An 18,095-nucleotide genomic window follows, 5' to 3' on the forward strand; every position below is an offset into this window, starting at 1 on the left:
ATGATCCAGCGCTTTGAATTAACCGATGGCAAGTTGTACAACAGCCTGGGGGACGGCGGGGATGTCTTGCTGTTCAGCAATCCTGACCCCCACGAGCGCAAGTACCTGCGCGACTGCTACAAGCTCGATGAACATGCCCTGGCTTCGGCGCTGGACCCGGACGAAGTGTCGCGCATCGAGTTCCACCCCGATAACCTGTTCCTGATCTGGAAGCGCCCGGAGAACTATTCGGGCGGCGGCAACCTGGTGTTTGAAGTATCGTCCTGCGGCCTGCTGTTTTCCGGGGACCAACTCCTGGTGATCGCCACCGACGACAGCCAGCTCTCCGGGCTGGGTGCGCGCCGGCCATTGCGCACGCCGCTGGATGTGTTGCTGGACTTGTTGCTCAACAACATCCATCACTACCTGGGCCACCTCAAGGTGATCAAGATGGTCGCCCGGGAACTGCAGCAGCAGTTCAATGCATCGATGAGCAATCGCCACCTGATGCAGATGTTCAACCTCAGCGAAAGCCTGATCTATTACATCAACGCCCTGCACAGCAACGGCGCGGTGCTGACGCGCCTGCGCAACCATGGGGAAAAGGAACATTTCAGCGCTGAAACACTGGGCCTGATCGATGACCTGATTATCGAGAACAACCAGTGCTACAAGCAGGCGGAGATTTACTCCAACGTGTTCTCCGGGCTGATCGACGCCCGGGGCAACCTGATGAACAACAGCATGAACAACCTGCTGCGCAAGCTGACGTTGATCAACGTGGTGTTCCTGCCGTTGAACCTGATCGCCAGCGTGGGCGGGATGTCAGAGTTCAGCATGATGACGGCGGGCACGCCGTGGTGGATTTCGTACCCGTTGTTCATGGCCGCGATGGGACTCGGGGCGGGGTTGATGGTGCTGGGGTTGAAGCGGATTGCGGGGAGTGGTGACAAGGCAGTATGACTAAAATCCTGAATATCACTGAGGTCTAAATGTGGGAGCGGGCTTGCTCGCGAAAGCGGTGGATCAGTCACTGTAGATGGCGACTGTCACACCGCTTTCGCGAGCAAGCCCGCTCCCACAGGGGATGTGCGCCATTCAGACGTCCGGCTGCAACGTCAGCACCTCAAACCCATCCCGCGTCACCGCCACGGTATGTTCCCACTGCGCCGACAAGCTGTTGTCCCGCGTCACCACCGTCCAGCCATCCTTCAAGCTGCGCACCTTGGCGCTGCCCTGGTTGAGCATCGGCTCAATGGTAAACACCATGCCTTCACGCAGTTCGAGCCCGGTACCGGGGCGGCCGAAGTGCAGGACCTGCGGGTCTTCGTGCATCTCGCGGCCAATGCCATGCCCGCAATATTCACGCACCACGCTGTAGCCGTTGCTCTGGGCATGGTTCTGGATGGCGTAGCCGATATCCCCCAGGCGTGCGCCGGGCTTGACCTGGCGGATGCCGGCCCACATCGCTTCAAAGGTCATTTCCACCAGGCGCCGGGCCTTGGGCGAGACATTGCCGATCATGTACATCTTGCTGGAGTCGGCGATATAGCCGCCTTTCTCCAGGGTGATGTCGATGTTGACGATGTCGCCGTCCTTGAGCACGGCCTTGGCGCTTGGCATGCCATGGCACACCACCTCGTTGATCGAGGTATTGATGCAGAAGGGATAGTCGTACTGGCCCAGGCTCGCCGGTCGCGATTGCAGGTTATTGCGGATGAAGGCTTCCACCGCGCTGTCGATCTCCAGGGTCGACTGGCCGGCGGCGACAAAACCGTCGAGCATGGTAAACACCTGGGCCAACAGACGGCCGGATTCGCGCATCACGGCAAGTTGTTCGGTGGTCTTGATCATTCGCTGCGCCCCCGGATCAGGTCGGGCTTGTCCAGCAACAGTTTGTTGATCAGGTCGTTATAGGCCAGGTGTGGATTGAGTTCGGCGAGCAGGCCGATCTTGATCCAGAACTCGGCCTGGGCGTTGATGGAACGGTCCATGGTGGCGCTGGCCAGACGGAGTTGTTCGTGCAATTGGTCGGTGATCTTGACGATGCCCATGAGCTTCACTGTGCAGAGTTGATATACAAAGCGTATACGTTTCGTATGCTCCACGTAAAGCCTGGCGTTTCGCCATTGACTTGCCCGGTGGCGCCGGTTAATTTTGATTCATGACATTTCAAACCTTTCGTTGCCAGCCAAGCATTATTACCGCCATTCCTCATTTGGCGGGATAGCGCTCGGCTGTACCCAAACCCGCCCTAGAGGCGGGTTTTGTTTTTCCGTCTTCAGGGCCCTGCAAACACCCAGGAGACATCCATGAGTACCCGCCCCGCGAGCCAGCCCCAGGATTCGGGATTGCTTGAGCACTATGTGAAGAAGATCCTGGCCGCCCCGGTCTACGACCTGGCGGTGCGTACGCCGTTGCAGGTGGCGCCGGCGCTGTCGGCATTGCTGGGCAATCAGATCCTGCTCAAGCGCGAAGACCTGCAACCGACCTTTTCCTTCAAGATTCGTGGCGCCTACAACAAACTGATGCAGCTCAGTGCCGAGCAAAAGGCGCGAGGCGTGATCACTGCTTCTGCGGGTAATCATGCCCAGGGCGTGGCATTGGCGGCGCGGGAGTTGGGGATCAAGGCGACGATTGTCATGCCGTGCAGCACCCCGGAGTTGAAAGTGTTGGGCGTGCGCTCCCGAGGCGGCGAGGCAGTGTTGCACGGGGTTAGCTTTCCATTTGCCCTGGCCCACGCGTTGCAACTGGCCGAGGCCACCGGCAGTACCTTTGTCTCGCCATTCGACGACCCGGACGTGATTGCCGGGCAGGGCACCGTGGGCATGGAAGTGCTGCGCCAACAGCAGGGCCCGCTGGACGCGATCTTTGTCCCCGTGGGCGGCGGCGGATTGATCGCCGGTATCGCGGCCTACGTCAAATACCTGCGCCCCGAAGTGCGCATCGTCGGCGTCGAGCCCGAAGGCTCCAGTTGCCTGCTGGCAGCCTTGCGCGCAGGGAGCCGGGTGGTGCTGCCGAGCGTCGACAGCTTTGCCGACGGGACTGCCGTGGCCCAGATAGGCGCCCATGGTTTTGAAATCTGCCGACACCACGTGGATGAGGTGATCACCGTCAGCAATGACGAACTGTGCAGCGCCATCAAGCTGATTTACGACGATACGCGATCAATTACCGAACCTTCGGGGGCGCTGGCGGTGGCGGGTATCCGCAAGCATGTCGCGAAGACCGGGATCCAGGGACAAACATGGGTGGCGATCAACTCGGGGGCCAATATTAACTTTGATAGTTTGCGACATGTTGCCGAACGAGTGGCGGCTCAAACAGATTAAACGTTTAATCTAATGAAAATTTAATGTTAGTCGCAGCCACCCGTTTGGAGGGTGTTTATTTCCGCTGGAGATAGTTTCGGGAAGGCGCTTGTTTTTACAGTCTTTCAATTTGCATGACGCCAACCGGTGCTTATTGCAGGATGCATGAGTCGGTGGCCGGTATTTCGTTCGAATATGCCGATTTTCCTGGGCCTTGGCAGGCCATGCCCGGCGGCATGTTTAATGCTTCATAAGATCCTGTTACAACTCTGAATGAGCAACAAATACCGCTGCTGATCCCCCAAACGAACGGGTTAATGGCCGTCTGCCACGTAACTTATATAAGTAACGTTGTCGCTTATGAGGAAAGGATCCAACGCAACTCTGAACGGCCTAGTAGGCTGGGTACGTGAAGCCGTCTGCCAGGGCTGGCAAGGCGCAAAAAGGTGAACGTCTCATCACGGTCGCCAGCAATAAGAATATTGATAACAATCGATTGGCAATCTCATAAAAGGAGAGGTCGGCCATGCTTTCGGATCTGGAACTACGCGGCATCATTGAAGGAAGTTTTCTGCCCAAGCGCTGTGAAGTCACCAAGGCGTCGGACGCCTCGCTGACGGTCAAGGTCTATCACGAGATCGATCATGACCGGGTCGACCTGGTGGTCACCGGCATATGCGCCAACAAGCTCGACAGCAGTCGGGCGATCTGCAACTTGATTACCGAGTTGCGTGAAGACCTCAAGCATACCCACACCCAGGCCCCGGCCCTCAAACGAGCCGGCGCGCGTCCTTTCTATTAAACGGACGGTTGAGCTTCAGTCAGTGAAGACTTGCGGGCCTGGATAAATGCCAGGCCCAACGCCGTTTCCTTGATCCTTTCGGCCGTGAAGCGGCCGGCAAGGGTAACGCCTGGCGACCGCAGGAGCGAGCTCGCTCACCCCTGCAACGGCGCTGCAATCACATCAGTTCTGGAAATCACACGCCTCGGACATTTTGCGATAACCCACGTCCTGGACTTTCCCTTGGCTGTCCACGAACTTGATATCGGCGTTGATCACTTTGCAGACATTGGTGTCGGGTTCGTGCATCGCAAGTACCTTCTGCACATCCATCTTCTCGCCGTAGTGGTAAGGCGTGATCACGGGTGCGGTGTCAGCCTGCGCCATCCCCGTTACAGCCGTCAGGGCCAGTGCAGCGCCGAGCATTAACGTACGCAGTTTCATGGTGTTTCTCCGCAAGTCGTTCGCAGGCTCAACAACGTGATGAGCCGCGGCCGCCCTGGGCAACGGCTGGAGCCGTGCGAGTGCGGTCGATTCAACTGTCGTCCCGGGGGATTAACCATCGATTAAGTGAGGCTTTACTGACAAAAGCTTCATCTTCAGCACCGTCGATATCTCGCGCGCTTTAACCGGAAAAGTCTGATACGAGCCGGTTAACCCCGCTTGCTACCGTCGCCGCCGGGTCCATCAATCGGATGGCGTTGGCATTGGGTGGAGTTGGTTTGCAAAAGAAAATCGCAGCAGAATTTCTTGGGACGTTCTGGTTGACCTTCGGCGGGTGCGGCAGCGCGATACTGGCCGCGGCGTTTCCGGAGCTTGGGATCGGCTTTGCCGGTGTCGCCCTGGCCTTTGGCTTGACGGTGCTGACCATGGCCTACGCGGTGGGCAGTATTTCCGGTGCGCACTTCAACCCGGCGGTGACTATCGGCTTGTGGGTGGGACGCCGGATGCCGGGGGGGGACGTGGTGCCGTACATCATTGCCCAGGTGGCCGGTGCGATAGTCGCCGCCGCCGTGTTGGCGCTGATCGCCAGTGGCCGCCCGGGGTTTGAAGTGGGCGCTTTCGCCGCCAACGGCTATGGCCAATTGAGCCCCGGGCAGTACAGCCTGCTGGCCGCGTTGGTGGTCGAGGCGGTGGCGACGTTCTTTTTTGTGTTCATCATCATGCGTGTCACCGGCCCGGGTGCGGCTGTCGGATTTGCGCCGATTGCCATTGGCCTGACCCTGACGCTGATTCACCTGGTGGCCATCCCCGTCACCAACACCTCGGTCAACCCGGCGCGCAGCACCGGGCCGGCATTGTTTGCCGGCGGGGAATACCTGATGCAGTTGTGGCTATTCTGGGCGGCACCGATAGCGGGTGCGGTGGTGGGCGCCATCGTTGCCCGCGCGGTTAACTGCCCCCGGGAGGCGTAAGCCTACCAGCTCATGCGTACCCCGGCGTTACCGCTGAAACCCTCCAGCGTGTTGCTGTCCAGTTGGGTGTTGTAGTCCGCCGCCAGGTACACGCTGACGGTGGACGACAACTTGGCGACAACGCCCACACCGAGGTCGGCAGTGGATGACTTGTGATCGGTTTTAATCCGGTCCACGTCGTCGTAGGTCACCGTGTCACTGCCACCGAAGGTGCGCCAGGCGTTGGCTCGTACATACGGTTCGATCGGGGTGTTCTGCACCAGGTAACGCCCCTTCAGGCGTGCACCGAGGCGGCCGGTCCAGTAGTCCTGGGAATCGAATGAAACCTTGGAGATGCCGTCATTCTGGTGGTCCATGTCAATCTGCTGGTTGATCACCTGCACCTGGGGTTCCACCACCCAGTGTTCGGAGACGGTAATCGGGTAGCCGGCTTCCGCCGAGAGGGCCAGGGCGTGGCCCTTGTTGTCGATCTTCACGTCACGGTCGGACTTGCTGTCACCGTCGAAGCGCGTGCCCATGGCCACCAGGTCAACGTACCAGCCCTTGGGATCGGTGAGGGTCCAGTAGGCGCCGAAGTTATCGCCATCCAGCTTGACCCGCCCGGAGCGGTTGTCCTGGAAGCCCATTGAAAAGCCCTTGATGTCACCTTGCAGGCGGCTTTGGCCGATGAACAGGCCGAAACGCTGGAGCTGTCCGCCGCTGGTCTCGGAGGCGTAGAGGTCATGGCCCACTTGATAGCCCTTGATGGAACCGTCGAAGCTCGGCGATACCGTACCCGACCAGCTCTTGTTGAAGTCACTGCCATAGGCACGGCCCCAGCCCGCCGGAACCGGTCCGGTCTCGCTGAGCAGGCTTTGTTCGCCCTGGCGGTCGTGGAAGGTGCCCAGGGCTTGCAGGGTCATCAACTGCGCGGCCGGGACGACCACCGAGTACACCGGCACCTCCAGGCGATACAACGGAATCGGCTCGGCCCCGGCGATGGCGGCAGGCAACACCGGGTTGCTCGCTGCCGACTCCGGCGAGGTGGCAGCCGCGACCTGGCTGGGCGGTGGAGCAGGGGGCTCGACCGGGGCGACGGGTTGCGAGGTCGGTGGCTCCACGGGTGGTTCATCCGGCGCGACCACGGGGGGCACCGGCGGGATCGGCGGCACGGGAACCGCCACCGGTGGCGTCGGCGGGACAGGTGGCACCACCGGTGGCTGCACGGCGACCACCGACGAACGCAAGTACCAGTTATTTTCCGTGCCGGCGGTGACACCCCCTTTGAACAGCAGATACTCATAAGCTCCGGCGGATACCGAGCCTTTCAGGGCAAACGCATCGGTGCTGCTGGTGGCGCCGTTGAGGGCTTGCACCACTTCGATCCCGCTGTTTTGCGTGAGACCGCCCAGGCCGCCGAGATTGCTCACGGTCATTTGTGTGTGCCCGCTGATGGTCCCGTCAGACACTACCAGTTTGTCGGTGGCCGAGTTCTCGTCGCCCAGCACGGTTTGCAACCAAAGCTGCCCATTGTTGCCGACGTAGTTGCCGTACACCGTCAACGTATCGGTGGCGCTGTTGCTGCGGCTGGTCATGTCGATGGTGCCGGCATTATTCAGGGTGGCCAGTGCGCCTGCGGTGTAGGGGCGGATACTGCCTTGCGTCACGCCCAGGGTGCTGCTGCCATCGATGTTGAAGGTGCCGGTATTGCTGGCACTGTCGCCGAGGAAAAAGTCGCCGGCCAGGTCGAAACGCGAGTTGTTGTTGAGGTTGACCGTTTCCCAGCCGATATAGCGGGCGGCTGTGCTGGAAGTGGTGTTGTCGAAGGTCAGTTGGTCGTTGCCCAGGCCGCCGTCAATCGAAGGCGTCGTGCCGAGCAGGTTTTCGTTGAGGCCGCTGAGCAGCGCGGTGTCGTCGCCATCGCCCATCAGCACCGCAGACCTGATCTGGCCGCCATTGAGCCAGTTGAGTGTGTCGTTGCCGACACTGGCGCGGATCTCGCCGTTGATCACGCCGCCACTGACGGTAATGCTGTCGTTGCCGCCACTGGTGCTGATATTGCCGCCGATGCTGCCGCCGGAGACGATGATGGTATCCGTGCCGAAACCGGTCACCAGGTTGCCGAGGATCGACCCGCCGGACATGTCGTAGATGTTGTTGTCGAGCTTCATGTCGACCCGGCCGATGGTGCCTGCGGTTTGCCGGGCCACGTCGCCATCCTCGAAAGCGCCGACGATGGTGCCGCCGGTCATCAGGAACGTGTCGCGGCCATCGCCCTGGGCCAGGGACTGGATCTGCCCGCCGCTCATCACGAAATCATCAATGCCGTTGCCCTGGGAAACCGCACCCGTCACGGTGCCGGCGCTGATCTGGAAGCGATCGGCACCGTCGCCCTGGGTGATACTCCCGACAATGCGCCCGGAGTTCATGTCGACGAAATCAGTGCCGGCGCCGAAAGTGATATTGCCGTTGATGGTGCCCGTGCCGCCTGCGGGCAGGGTCAGGGTGTTATTGCCGGCAAGGTCCGTAAGCCCAGTCGGACTGCTCCCGCTGTCGCAGGTGTAGGCATCGTTGCCAGGACCCGGGGTGAGCACGCAAGCCGCCAGGGCTTGTTGGGGGGCCAGGTAATGCAGTGAGAGGATGCCGACAGCCAACACGGCGCGAGGCTGAAAAGTCCGTTTATTGCGCATGGATCTGCCCTGTTTTTGTTATAAAAACTGCACATGTTTCTTGGGTCTAGTACAGTTTTTTACACAATGCAGAATTTTCGGACAGATAACCGCAGGGCTGTAAGCCACGTGATACGTGGCTTACATAGTGGCATATTGATTTTTTTGCCGCGTATTTGTCAGTCCAGCTGACGACGATAGGGCAGGTCCGGACCGGTCTTGCTGCAGGTGAGTGCCGCGGCGCGGATAGCGAAGGTGAGCATGCTGCTGATCTGCTCCCGGGTCAGCTGTTGCAGGCCCTCCACCGAGTCCAGTTGCTGCTCGGTCAGCCAGGCAATCAACGCGGCCTGGAAGGTATCGCCAGCCCCTACCGTGTCCGCCATGACCACCTTGACCGCTGGCGCCGACCAGCTGCCGTGCTGGCGGCTGAACACCGTCGCGCCGTCGCCGCCGCGGGTCAGGAACACCAGTTGGCAACGGTGCTGCAACCAGCCCTGCAGGACGCTTTCCGGTGTTTGGCCGGGGTAGAGCAGGTGCAGGTCTTCGTCACTGACCTTGATCAGGTCGGCATGCTTGACCAGCTCGGCCACGCGGGCGCGCCACAGCTCGATGTTCGGCTCCGGGTTCAGGCGTACGTTGGGGTCGAGGCTGATCAGGCGCTTGCCGCTTTCCCGGCGTACCAGGGCCAGCAACGTGTCGGCAATCGGCTGCACCACCAGTGAGAACGAGCCGATGTGTACGCCACGCACTTCGTCGCCCAACGCCGGTAGATGCTCAAGTTGCAACTGGCGGTCGGCGCAGCCTTCACCGCGAAAGCTGTATTGCGGTGAGCCATTGGCGCCCACTGCGACCATTGCCAGGGTGGTGGGCGCTGAGAATTCCACGAGGTAATCCTCGCCCACGCCTTCGTCCTTGAGCACCTGCAACAGGCGTCGGCCCAGGTAGTCGTCGGAGATCCCGGCGAAAAAGCCCGCGTCGATTCCCAGTCGACGCAAGCCTACCGCGACGTTGAACGGCGAGCCGCCGGCAATCGCCTTGTAATTGACCCTGGATGCCTTGCCGCTGGCATCGTCCTCGCTGAAAAAATCAAACAGCGCTTCGCCACATACCAAATACATATTCGTTCGCTCTTAAAGGGATGCCACGTGCTGTTGATAACGCTCATAAGCCTGCTGGTAGGCGCTGACGCTGCCGGCATCCGGCAGTGTGCGGCTGGCTGCGTCGACGCTCACGCAGCGCTGGCACAACTGCGCCAGGCTTTCACCGGACTGGCACCACGCGGCCTGGATTGCCGCGCCCAGGGCTGCGGCTTCGCTTTGTTCGGTGCAGACCACTTCGGTGTTCATGATATCCGCGACCATCTGCCGCCACACCGGGCTTTTCGAGCCGCCACCGATCAGGCGGATGCTCTGGCTTTGCAGGCCGGTCTGGCGCAGCAGGTCCAGGCCATAGCGCAAGCCGAAGGTAGTGCCTTCGACCACGGCGCGGCACAGGTTGGCGCGGGTCAGATTGGTCATCGTCAGGCCGTGCAGGCTGCCGGTGGCGTGGGGCAGGGCGGGCACCCGCTCGCCATTGAGGAACGGCAGCATGCTCACGCCGTCGGCGCCGATCGGTGCCTGGGCCACCAACCCGTTGAACGCCGCCAGATCCAGGTCGAACAGCTCGCGGATGACCCCGGTGGCGTTGGTCAGGTTCATGGTGCAGATCAACGGCAGCCAGCCGCCGCTGGATGAACAGAAAGTCGCCACCGACGCCTGCGGGCTGACATTGGCCTGATCGGCAAAGGCATACACGGTACCGGATGAACCCAGGCTCATGGTGATCACGCCGGGGGCGATATTGCCGGTGCCGATGGCGCCCATCATGTTGTCGCCGCCGCCGCTGGACACCCGCGCATTCGGGTTGATGCCCAGGCGCTCGGCGATGGCTGGCAGGATGGTGCCCACTGGCTGGTTGGCCTCGATCAACTCGGGCAGCGCAGCTTCCAGGCGCCCGTCGGGATCGATGTGGCGCAACAGTGCCAGGTCCCATTCACGGGTGCGCACGTTGAAATAACCGGTGCCGGAGGCATCGCCGTATTCGGCGCAGGCGCGGCCGGTGAGCCAGTAGTTGAGGTAGTCGTGGGGCAGCAGGATATGCGCGATCCGTGCGAACACCTCCGGGTGCTGTTCGCGGGTCCACAGCAGCTTGGACACGGTGTAGCCCGGCGCGATGGCCACGCCGAGGCGTTCCAGGGAGCCGCTTTCACCGCCCAGGTGTTGCAGCAGGCGATCATTTTCGGGCGCGGTTTCGGTGTCACACCACAGCTTGGCGGGGCGCAGCACCTGGCCTTGGTCATCCAGCAACACCAGGCCGTGTTGCTGGCCGGAAACGCCGATGGCGAGGATGTCCTGGCCGTCCACCCCGGCCTGTTGCAAGGCGCGGTGAGTGGCTTCGGTAAACGCGTCCAGCCACTCCTGGGTGTGCTGTTCGCGGCGGCCATTGGCACCGCTGATCAGCGTGTGGCTGGCGGCGCCCAGGCCCAGGACTTTGCCGCTGCTGGCGTCCAGCACGATGGCCTTGGTGCCCTGGGTGCCGCAGTCGATGCCGAGGTAGAGGTTTTGCTGGGTCATGGTAGGTCGCTCAGCCTATTGTTATGGAGAACTCGGTCAATGTGGGAGCGGGCTTGCTCGCGAATAGGGTGTGTCAGTTATGCAAATATTGACTGATCCACCGCTTTCGCGAGCAAGCCCGCTCCCACATTTTTGATTCGGTTCCGTCAGTTGAGATTGGCGAGCAGCCGCTCCAGCGTTTTGCTCACACCCACATCCTGCAGGCTCTCGAAACACCGCTCAAACGCTGCCACAAACTCGGGCGAGTTGGGAATAGCCGTACCAAAAATCTCTTCCACCCCCAGCAGCCGCTTGCTGATCAACGCATCTTCCGTCACCAGCCCCTGGCAAAACTCGGCGCGAGGGTCTGGAATGCGGTAGATCACCCCATTCTCATCCACGCCTTTCAAGTACAGCGCCCAGGCCGCCACCACCAGCGCAGCACGCTCGGTCTCGCGACCATCGGCAATCAGGCGGTTGATGGTGGGTACGGTGAACTTGGGAAACTTCGACGAACCATCGGAACACACGCGCTCCAGCTGGTCGGCAATCGCCTGGTTGGAAAAGCGGTCCACCAGGGTCTGCTTGTATTCGGTCAGGTCGATACCCGGAACCGGCGCCAGGTTGGGCGTGACGTCCAGGTCCATGTAGGCGCGCATGTAGGCCACGAACAACGGGTCGTTCATGGTCTCGTGGACGAAGCGATAGCCCTTCAGGAAGCCCAGGTACGTCAATGCCAGGTGGCTGCCGTTGAGCAGGCCGATCTTCATCTCTTCATACGGTGTCACGTCATCGGTGAACTGCACGCCCACCGTCTCCCACGCGGGGCGGCCGTTGACGAACTTGTCTTCCAGCACCCATTGCACAAACGGCTCGCAGACCACCGGCCAGGCGTCGTCGATGCCGTGATCGTCATGCAGTTGCAGGCGGTGCGCGGTACTGGTCATTGGCGTGATGCGGTCGACCATCGCATTCGGGAAGCTCACGTTGGCCTTGATCCACTCGTGCAGGTCAGCGTCATGCAGCGCGGCGAAGGCCAGCAACGCCTTGCGAGTCACGGCGCCGTTGTGGGGCAGGTTATCGCAGGACATCACGGTAAATGCCGGCACCCCGGCGGCCCGGCGCTGGGTCAACGCCGCGCAGATAAACCCGAACACGGTTTTCGGCGAGCCCGGGTTGGCCAGGTCATGCTGGATCTGCGGCAGGTGGGCCATGAACTCGCCGTTGCTGTCGTCGATGCAGTAGCCGCCTTCGGTGATGGTCAGCGAGACGATGCGAATCTGCGGGCTGGCCAGCTTGTCGATCAACGCCTGGGCGCCGTCTTCGGCCAGCAGCATGTCGCTGATGGAGCCGATCACGCGCACTTCGGTGTCGTCGGTGTCGCCCAGTTCATACAGGGTGAACAGGTAGTCCTGGCCGGCCAGGTCGTCCCGCGCCTTGCGGTCCTCGCTGCGCAGGCCCACACCACAAATGCTCCAGTCCAGGCCCACGCCGGTATTCATCAAGGCATCGGTGTAATACGCCTGGTGGGCGCGGTGAAACCCGCCAACGCCGATGTGCGCGATGCCCTGGCTGGTATTGGCAATCGCATAGGCCGGCAGTTGCACTTCGGGCGCCAGTTGCGTGAGGTTTTGCTTGTTCAGTTTCATCGGGAAATTCTCGCGAAATCAGGCGGCGGCGCGCAGTGGGCGGGCCACGGCAACACCCTCAGCGTCGAACAGATGGCATTGGGTCGGGTCCAGGTACAGCTGCAGGGTCTCGCCATATTGGCTGGCCATGTCGCCACGGATCCGCAGGGTCAACGGCTCCTTGCTGGCGGTAATCACGTGGCAGAAGGTGTCGCTGCCGAGGCGCTCGCCGACGTCGGCGGTGACGGTCAGGGTGGCTTGCCCCGGCGCGGCGATTTCCAGGTGCTCCGGGCGAATGCCCAGGGTCACGGCGCTGCCGACGCTCAAGGTCGCGCTGCTCAGGGGCAGGCTGATGCGGCCGCCGGCGTCCAGTTCGACTTCGCAGCTCTGTGGGTCAACGCGAGTGACCTTGCCCTTGAGGAAACCCATTTTCGGCGTGCCCAAAAAACCTGCGACAAACAGGTTGGCCGGCTGGTGATACAGCTCCAGCGGCGAGCCCACCTGTTCCACGCGGCCGCTGTTCAGTACCACCACCTTGTCGGCCAGGGTCATGGCTTCGACCTGGTCGTGGGTCACGTAGATCATCGTGGCTTGCAGCTCTTTATGCAGGCGCGACAGCTCCAGGCGCATCTGCACCCGCAGGGCGGCATCGAGGTTGGACAGGGGTTCGTCGAACAGGAAGATCTTCGGGTTACGCACAATCGCACGGCCAATGGCGACACGCTGGCGCTGGCCGCCGGACAACTGCTTTGGCTTGCGCTCAAGCAAAGGGCCCAGCTCCAGGATACGTGCTGCTTCGTTGACCTTGCTCTCGACAATCTTCTTGTCGACGCCGGCCAGGTCCAGGGCAAACGACATGTTCTTGCGCACGCTCATGTGCGGGTACAGGGCGTAGGTCTGGAACACCATCGCCAGGTCGCGCTTGGCCGGGGTGACTTCGGTGATGTCGCGACCATCCAGCTCGATGGTGCCTTCGGTGACTTCTTCCAGGCCGGCAATCAAGCGCAGCAGGGTGGATTTGCCGCAGCCCGACGGGCCGACGAACACCACGAACTCCTTGTCGTTCACTTCAAGGTCGATGCCCTTGATGATGGAGAAGCCTTCGAAGCCTTTTTGCAGATTCTTGATTTTCAGGTTGGCCATGATGGGCCTCCGCTTCTAAATATTTTTGAAGGAGCCGTTACTTCACGGCGCCGAAGGACAAACCGCGGACCAGCTGTTTCTGGCTGATCCAGCCAAAGATCAGGATCGGCGCACAGGCCAGGGTCGACACGGCAGACAATTTGGCCCAGAACAAGCCTTCGGGGCTGGAGTAGGAGGCGATCAGCGCGGTGAGCGGCGCGGCGTTGGACGAGGTCAGGTTCAGCGACCAGAACGCCTCGTTCCAGCACAGGATCAGCGACAGCAGCACCGTGGAAGCCAGGCCGCCCTTGGCGATCGGCAGCAGCACCCGGACCATTTCCTGCCACAGGGTGGCGCCGTCCAGGCGGGCGGCTTCGAGGATGTCCTTGGGGATGTCCTTGAAGTAGGTGTAAACCATCCAGACCACGATCGGCAGGTTGATCAGGGTGTAGATGATGATCAGCGCAATGCGTGTATCCAGCAGGCCGAAGCTCTTGGCCAGCAGGTAGATCGGCATCAGTACGCCCACCGGCGGCAACATCTTGGTGGAGAGCATCCACAGCAGCGTGCCCTTGGTGCGCTTGGTCTCGTAGAACGCCATGGAGTAGGCGGCCGGTACCGAGATCAGCAGGCACAGGGCGGTGGCGCTGAAGGAAATCAGCACCGAGTTCCAGGCGTAGCTGAAGTAGTTGCTGCGCTCGTTGATGTGCAGGTAGTTCTCCAGCGTCGGCGTGAAGATGAACTGCGGCGGCGTGGCGAACGCGTCGATTTCGGTCTTGAAGCTGGTCAGCACCATCCAGAAGATCGGGAAGAAAATCAGGATCGCGATGGCCCAGGCCAGGGTGCCGAGCAGTACGCTTTGCAGGCGGCGGGATTGTTGAAGCGTCATGGCGCGGCCCTCAAGGCTTGTCAGTCAGGTTTTTGCCGATCATCCGCACCAGGATGATCGCCGCGATATTGGCGATGACCACGGCAATCAAGCCGCCGGCCGAGGCCATGCCCACGTCGAACTGCACCAGCGCCTGGTTGTAGATCAGGTAGGCGAGGTTGGTCGAGGCGTAGCCGGGGCCACCGTTGGTGGTGGTGAAGATTTCGGCGAACACCGAGAGCAGGAAGATCGTTTCGATCATCACCACCACGGCAATCGGACGTGCCAGGTGCGGCAGGGTCAGGTGCCAGAAGATCGCGATGGCGCCGGCACCGTCGAGGCGGGCGGCTTCCTTCTGTTCCTGGTCGAGGGACTGCATGGCGGTCATCAGCAGCAGGATCGCGAAGGGCAGCCACTGCCAGGACACGATGATAATGATCGACAGCAACGGGTAATGGGCCAGCCAGTCCACCGGCTGGGCGCCGAACAGCTTCCACACGTAGGCGAGGATCCCCGACACCGGATGGAAAATCAGGTTCTTCCAGATCAGCGCACCGACGGTGGGCATGATGAAGAACGGTGAAATCAGCAACACCCGCACCAGGCCGCGACCGAAGAACTCGCTGGCTTCCAGCAGGGCGCTGATCAATACGCCAAACACCACGCTGATCAGCAACACGCTGCCCACCAGCAACAGGGTGTTGGTGGCGCCGGGCAGGAAGCCCGAGTCAGTGATGAAGTAGGTGAAGTTCTCCAGCCCCACGAATTGGTTTTCGCCGGGGTAGAGCAGGTTGTAGCGAATCAGCGAGAAGTACAGGGTCATGCCCAGCGGCACGATCATCCACAGCAGCAACAAGGCCACCGAGGGGCTGACGAGGAACCAGCCGGGGTTGATCAGGCGGCTTTTACGCGGCTTGTCCGGCGTAGCGGTTTGCACTTGGGCAGTGGTGGTATTCATGGTGATCAGGACCAGTCAGGTACATGCGGAATGCGGGTCGGAGTGCGGTCAAATGTGGGAGCTGGCTTGCCTGCGATGAGAGCGCCTCGGTGAAACTGACAGACCGAGTTGTCTGCATCGCGGGCAAGCCCGGCTCCTACATAAAGCGGGTTCCCACATTCAGTGTGGTGAGACCGCTTTACTTGGGATAACCGGCCCGCTTCATTTCGCGTTCGGTGAAGGTCTGTGCATCCGCCAGGGCTTTTTCGGCAGTGGAGCCACCGGTCAGTGCGCTGGAGAAGAACTTGCCGACCTGGGTACCAATCGCCTGGAATTCAGGAATGGTCACCAGCTGGATGCCCACATACGGCACCGGCTTGGCCGACGGGTCTTTCGGGTCGGCGACTTTCAGCGATTCCAGCGTGACCTTGGCAAACGGCGCGGCCTTCATGTATTCGTCGCTGTAGGTCGATTTGCGGGTACCTGGCGGTACGTTGGCAATCCCGTCGGTCTTGGCGACCAACTGGCTGTATTCCTTGGAAGTGGCCCAGGTGGTGAACACCTTGGCAGCGTCCTTGGCTTTGGAACTGGTTGGAATCCCCAGGGACCAGGAGTACAGCCACGAAGTACCTTTGTCGGTCTTCTCGTGGGGGGCAAAGGTGAAGCCGACGTGGTCAGCCACCTTGCTTTGGGTCTTGTCGGTGACGAACGATCCGGCGACGCTGGCGTCGACCCAGATCGCGCACTTGCCGCTGTTGAACAGCGCCAGGTTTTCGTTGAAACCGTTGCTGGAAGCGCCCGGCGGGCCGGATTTCTTCATGTTGTCGACGTAGAAGTTCAGTGCGTCTTTCCACTCTGGCCCGTTGAATTCCGGTTGCCACTTCTCATCGAACCAGCGTGCACCGTAGCCGTTGGCCAGGGTGGTGATCAGCGCCATGTTCTCGCCCCAACCAGCCTTGCCGCGCAGGCACAGGCCGTACTGCTCTTTGTCCTTGTTGGTGAGTTTGGCGGCGAATTCGCCGATCTGGGTCCAGGTCGGGTGCTCGGGCATGGTCAGCCCGGCGTCCTTGAACAGGTCGGTGCGGTAGTAGGTGATGGAGCTTTCGGCGTAGAACGGCAGGGCATACAGCGAGCCCTTGACGGAAAGACCGTCACGCACGGAAGGGAAAACGTCGTCCAGGTCGTAGGAAGCAGGCAGGTCCTTCATCGGTTCCAGCCAGCCTTTGGCGCCCCAGAGTGCAGCTTCGTACATGCCGATGGTCAACACGTCGAACTGTCCGCCCTGGGTGGCGATGTCGGTGGTGAGGCGTTGGCGCAGGACGTTTTCTTCGAGTACCACCCAGTTCAGCTTGATCTCCGGATGCTCGGTCTCGAAGGTTTTCGAGAGCTTTTGCATGCGGATCATGTCGCTGTTGTTGACGGTGGCAATGGTCAGGGTTTGCGCGCCAAGACTGACGGCGCTGAGGGTCATGCAGGTGCAGGCAAGCAGAGCTTTGGCTGTGAACTTCATCGCGCACTCCATTTCTGCGCCCAGGGGCTGCAGAAGGACAGTTATTGTTGTTGTGTCTTCCACGACAGCTGGAAGAGTGTGCGTTGATTACAGCCTTCAATTGACGTGCTGACAAATCCTTGGGAGCACTTTTACTGATACTTTTTTGCACTGAGGCGGAAAATTGCTGAAACGATTCGCTGGGAGCGATCGGCTTCCTGCGTGAGCGCGATGCAAATGTGGGAGCGGGCTTGCTCGCGAAGGCGGTGAATCAGCCGACATTTGCGCTGCCTGACACACTGCATTCGCGAGCAAGCCCGCTCCCACACAAGCGGGTTCCCACAGGAGCGCGCGTTTTCAGGCGAGGTTCTGCTCGGTCAGGCGCTGCACCGCCAGGCGCCGGTAGTGCGAGGGGGTCATGCCCTTGAGCTGCTGGAAGCGGCGGTTGAAATTGGAGATGTTGTTGAAGCCTGACTCGAAGCACACATCGGTCACGGCTTTGTCACCATCGGCCAGCAGCTCGCAGGACTTGCTGATGCGCAGGCGGTTGACGAATTCGATGAAGGTGCGGCCGGTGGCTTGTTTGAACACGCGGGAGAAATAGGTGGGTTTCATGCCGAGGTATTCGGCCACCTCTTCCAGGGACAGCTCCCGCGCGTAGTGGGCAAAAATGTAGTCCACCGCGCGGTTGGTGCGGTCGATGCTGTGTTCGTCCGCCAATTGCGGCGTGGTCACGCCGGAGAGCAGCTGGTAGTCCTCGCAGGCACTCAGCACTTCCATCAGGATGAAGAAGTGCCCCAGGCGCGCCATGCCCTGGGCGTCCTCGATGCGCTGCATCAGGGTCATGGCCTGGGCGATGGTCTTCTTGCAGCGAAATTCGATGCCGTATTGCGCCCGTTCCAGCAGTGGCGCCAGGGTCTTGAGCTCGGCAAAGACATGGCTGCCGCCGTCGAACAGCTCGTCGGTGAAGTTCACCAGCATGTCGCGCTTGGGCACCACTTCGTCCTCGGCCACCTGGCTGATCCAGTTGTGGGGCAGGTTGGGGCCGGTGAGGAAAAGGCTTTCCGGGTAGAAGTTGCCGATGTAGTCGCCGATAAACACCTTGCCGGAGCTGGCAACGATCAGGTGCAGCTCGTATTCCTTGTGGAAATGCCAGCGCACCAACGGGCACGGGAAGCCGTGTTGGCGATAGATGATGGACAGACCGTTGTGATCGTCCATCAGCTCGTAGGAAGGATCGGTGATTCTCGCTGCTCGGGTCATGCTGCAGTCGCTTTATTGTGGTTGCGAAAAGGATAATGCCCCCTTGCGCGCCACCTCGCCAGC

At 61.0% G+C, this 18,095-nt stretch carries 16 protein-coding genes; 4 read left to right on the top strand and 12 right to left on the bottom strand.

The genetic code is table 11. From position 1 onward, the window contains the following. Positions 1-942, top strand: coding sequence for a magnesium transporter CorA family protein (locus HX818_RS08440; protein ID WP_008430799.1), 942 nt, complete (start codon positions 1-3; stop codon positions 940-942). A gap of 135 nt (positions 943-1,077) precedes the next feature. On the opposite strand, the gene map is transcribed toward HX818_RS08440, so the two are convergent. Together map and HX818_RS08450 are read right to left on the bottom strand one after the other, a co-directional pair. Next, positions 1,078-1,833: a type I methionyl aminopeptidase gene (gene map / locus HX818_RS08445; protein ID WP_177019825.1), complete on the bottom strand. Its 756-nt coding sequence runs from the start codon at positions 1,831-1,833 to the stop codon at positions 1,078-1,080. Then, positions 1,830-2,033, bottom strand: a complete 204-nt coding sequence (locus tag HX818_RS08450) for a ParD-like family protein (RefSeq protein ID WP_003215288.1) — start codon at positions 2,031-2,033, stop codon at positions 1,830-1,832. The genes map and HX818_RS08450 overlap by 4 nt, the downstream gene beginning before the upstream one ends. Positions 2,034-2,291: 258 nt before the next feature. On the opposite strand from HX818_RS08450, the gene ilvA reads away from it, so the two are divergent. Together ilvA and HX818_RS08460 are read left to right on the top strand one after the other, a co-directional pair. Beyond that, positions 2,292-3,311: a threonine ammonia-lyase, biosynthetic gene (gene ilvA / locus HX818_RS08455; RefSeq protein ID WP_177019826.1), complete on the top strand. Its 1,020-nt coding sequence runs from the start codon at positions 2,292-2,294 to the stop codon at positions 3,309-3,311. 505 nt (positions 3,312-3,816) lie between these two features. Further along, a complete protein-coding gene (locus HX818_RS08460) occupies positions 3,817-4,092 on the top strand; it encodes a DUF1652 domain-containing protein (RefSeq protein ID WP_003215295.1) in 276 nt (91 codons plus the stop codon). 162 nt (positions 4,093-4,254) lie between these two features. On the opposite strand, the gene HX818_RS08465 is transcribed toward HX818_RS08460, so the two are convergent. Beyond that, positions 4,255-4,515 carry a DUF2790 domain-containing protein gene (locus HX818_RS08465; protein ID WP_003215297.1) on the bottom strand — a complete coding sequence of 87 codons (261 nt, stop codon included), beginning with the start codon at positions 4,513-4,515 and terminating at the stop codon, positions 4,255-4,257. A 278-nt stretch (positions 4,516-4,793) separates the two neighbouring features. On the opposite strand from HX818_RS08465, the gene aqpZ reads away from it, so the two are divergent. After that, complete coding sequence (aqpZ, locus tag HX818_RS08470) at positions 4,794-5,486, top strand: aquaporin Z (RefSeq protein WP_177019827.1); 693 nt, start codon at positions 4,794-4,796, stop codon at positions 5,484-5,486. Positions 5,487-5,488: 2 nt separating this feature from the next. Here aqpZ and HX818_RS08475 read toward each other — a convergent pair whose 3' ends face one another. The 9 genes from HX818_RS08475 to HX818_RS08515 all read right to left on the bottom strand — a co-directional run bounded on the left by HX818_RS08475 (position 5,489) and on the right by HX818_RS08515 (position 18,032). Continuing rightward, positions 5,489-8,155, bottom strand: a complete 2,667-nt coding sequence (locus tag HX818_RS08475; RefSeq protein WP_177019828.1) for an autotransporter outer membrane beta-barrel domain-containing protein — start codon at positions 8,153-8,155, stop codon at positions 5,489-5,491. Between the two features lie 158 nt (positions 8,156-8,313). Beyond that, positions 8,314-9,252 carry a carbohydrate kinase gene (locus HX818_RS08480; protein WP_177019829.1) on the bottom strand — a complete coding sequence of 313 codons (939 nt, stop codon included), beginning with the start codon at positions 9,250-9,252 and terminating at the stop codon, positions 8,314-8,316. 12 nt (positions 9,253-9,264) lie between these two features. Further along, positions 9,265-10,746 (bottom strand): xylulokinase, encoded by a 1,482-nt coding sequence (gene xylB, locus HX818_RS08485; RefSeq protein ID WP_003215305.1) that lies wholly within the window; start codon positions 10,744-10,746, stop codon positions 9,265-9,267. A gap of 146 nt (positions 10,747-10,892) precedes the next feature. Then, complete coding sequence (locus tag HX818_RS08490; RefSeq protein WP_177019830.1) at positions 10,893-12,374, bottom strand: mannitol dehydrogenase family protein; 1,482 nt, start codon at positions 12,372-12,374, stop codon at positions 10,893-10,895. An 18-nt stretch (positions 12,375-12,392) separates the two neighbouring features. Beyond that, positions 12,393-13,496 (bottom strand): ABC transporter ATP-binding protein, encoded by a 1,104-nt coding sequence (locus HX818_RS08495; protein WP_003215310.1) that lies wholly within the window; start codon positions 13,494-13,496, stop codon positions 12,393-12,395. 37 nt (positions 13,497-13,533) lie between these two features. Continuing rightward, the gene (locus tag HX818_RS08500) at positions 13,534-14,364 is read right to left on the bottom strand and encodes a carbohydrate ABC transporter permease (protein ID WP_003215312.1); all 831 of its coding nucleotides are present in this window, start codon (positions 14,362-14,364) and stop codon (positions 13,534-13,536) included. 10 nt (positions 14,365-14,374) lie between these two features. Continuing rightward, complete coding sequence (locus HX818_RS08505) at positions 14,375-15,301, bottom strand: carbohydrate ABC transporter permease (RefSeq protein ID WP_003215314.1); 927 nt, start codon at positions 15,299-15,301, stop codon at positions 14,375-14,377. Between the two features lie 178 nt (positions 15,302-15,479). Beyond that, entirely contained in the window at positions 15,480-16,790 is a 1,311-nt protein-coding gene (locus tag HX818_RS08510; RefSeq protein ID WP_003215317.1) for a sugar ABC transporter substrate-binding protein, read from the bottom strand. Positions 16,791-17,126: 336 nt separating this feature from the next. Beyond that, positions 17,127-18,032: an AraC family transcriptional regulator gene (locus tag HX818_RS08515; protein WP_003215319.1), complete on the bottom strand. Its 906-nt coding sequence runs from the start codon at positions 18,030-18,032 to the stop codon at positions 17,127-17,129. Positions 18,033-18,095 lie beyond the last annotated feature (63 nt).

Source organism: Pseudomonas sp. F9001 (assembly GCF_013385435.1).
GTDB lineage: Bacteria > Pseudomonadota > Gammaproteobacteria > Pseudomonadales > Pseudomonadaceae > Aquipseudomonas.

Bases quoted from the DNA above. Each gene is read 5' to 3' on its own strand.
- HX818_RS08495 (WP_003215310.1), bottom strand. From the start codon at position 13,496: ATGGCCAACCTGAAAATCAAGAATCTGCAAAAAGGCTTCGAAGGCTTC.
- HX818_RS08475 (WP_177019828.1), bottom strand. From the start codon at position 8,155: ATGCGCAATAAACGGACTTTTCAGCCTCGCGCCGTGTTGGCTGTCGGC.
- map (WP_177019825.1), bottom strand. From the start codon at position 1,833: ATGATCAAGACCACCGAACAACTTGCCGTGATGCGCGAATCCGGCCGT.
- HX818_RS08465 (WP_003215297.1), bottom strand. From the start codon at position 4,515: ATGAAACTGCGTACGTTAATGCTCGGCGCTGCACTGGCCCTGACGGCT.
- xylB (WP_003215305.1), bottom strand. From the start codon at position 10,746: ATGACCCAGCAAAACCTCTACCTCGGCATCGACTGCGGCACCCAGGGC.
- HX818_RS08500 (WP_003215312.1), bottom strand. From the start codon at position 14,364: ATGACGCTTCAACAATCCCGCCGCCTGCAAAGCGTACTGCTCGGCACC.
- HX818_RS08515 (WP_003215319.1), bottom strand. From the start codon at position 18,032: ATGACCCGAGCAGCGAGAATCACCGATCCTTCCTACGAGCTGATGGAC.
- HX818_RS08505 (WP_003215314.1), bottom strand. From the start codon at position 15,301: ATGAATACCACCACTGCCCAAGTGCAAACCGCTACGCCGGACAAGCCG.
- HX818_RS08480 (WP_177019829.1), bottom strand. From the start codon at position 9,252: ATGTATTTGGTATGTGGCGAAGCGCTGTTTGATTTTTTCAGCGAGGAC.
- HX818_RS08510 (WP_003215317.1), bottom strand. From the start codon at position 16,790: ATGAAGTTCACAGCCAAAGCTCTGCTTGCCTGCACCTGCATGACCCTC.
- HX818_RS08460 (WP_003215295.1), top strand. From the start codon at position 3,817: ATGCTTTCGGATCTGGAACTACGCGGCATCATTGAAGGAAGTTTTCTG.
- HX818_RS08490 (WP_177019830.1), bottom strand. From the start codon at position 12,374: ATGAAACTGAACAAGCAAAACCTCACGCAACTGGCGCCCGAAGTGCAA.
- HX818_RS08440 (WP_008430799.1), top strand. From the start codon at position 1: ATGATCCAGCGCTTTGAATTAACCGATGGCAAGTTGTACAACAGCCTG.
- ilvA (WP_177019826.1), top strand. From the start codon at position 2,292: ATGAGTACCCGCCCCGCGAGCCAGCCCCAGGATTCGGGATTGCTTGAG.
- HX818_RS08450 (WP_003215288.1), bottom strand. From the start codon at position 2,033: ATGGGCATCGTCAAGATCACCGACCAATTGCACGAACAACTCCGTCTG.